This window comes from Streptomyces niger, from assembly GCF_000718305.1.
Classification (GTDB): Bacteria; Actinomycetota; Actinomycetes; order Streptomycetales; family Streptomycetaceae; genus Streptomyces; species Streptomyces niger.
In genome coordinates this window covers 1-516 of sequence record NZ_JOFQ01000062.1, presented here as the reverse complement: position 1 = coordinate 516, position 516 = coordinate 1, and the positions used below count along the sequence as shown (strand labels likewise).

Sequence of the window (516 nt, the reverse complement as noted above, 5' to 3'; positions counted from 1 at the left end):
GGGTACCGGCCTGCGGGTGCTGTCACTCGCCCCGGGCCTCACCCGGACCGAGTTCTTCGACGGCCTGGGCAGCGGGGCCCACCAGGGCTCTTACCAGACCCCCGAACAGGTGGTCGCGACCGCGATGCACGCGCTCGACCGCGGCCGGCGACCGAGCGTGCAGTCGGGCCGCCGGAACGCGCTCGTGGTGAGGCTGCCCCGATTGACCACCCGTCGACGTGCCGTCCTGCTCAGCGGGGCGATCTCGGCCCGGTCCTCCGGGGCGGCGGCGTAAGGTCGGGCGGGTGACCAAAATACTGATCTCTGTGGACATGGAAGGTATCTCGGGGGTCGTGCACGCCTCCGAGACGCACCCGGACGGCTACGACTACACGCGGGCCCGTACCACGATGACGGCCGAGGTCAACGCCGTGATCGACGGGGTGCTGGAGGGGGAGCCCGGGGCCGAGGTCTGGGTGGCCGACGCGCACGGGTCGTTCCGCAATCTGCTGCCGGAGGAGCTCGACCGGCGGGCGC

1 protein-coding gene and 1 pseudogene are annotated in these 516 nt (G+C 72.1%); both read left to right on the top strand.

Annotated elements, in window-relative coordinates:
• A pseudogene (locus tag IF20_RS36900) lies at positions 1–274 on the top strand (SDR family NAD(P)-dependent oxidoreductase); the annotation flags it as partial.
• A 37-nt stretch (positions 275–311) separates the two neighbouring features.
• The coding region (locus IF20_RS36895) for a M55 family metallopeptidase (RefSeq protein WP_234427009.1) at positions 312–516 on the top strand (205 nt) is incomplete at its 3' end.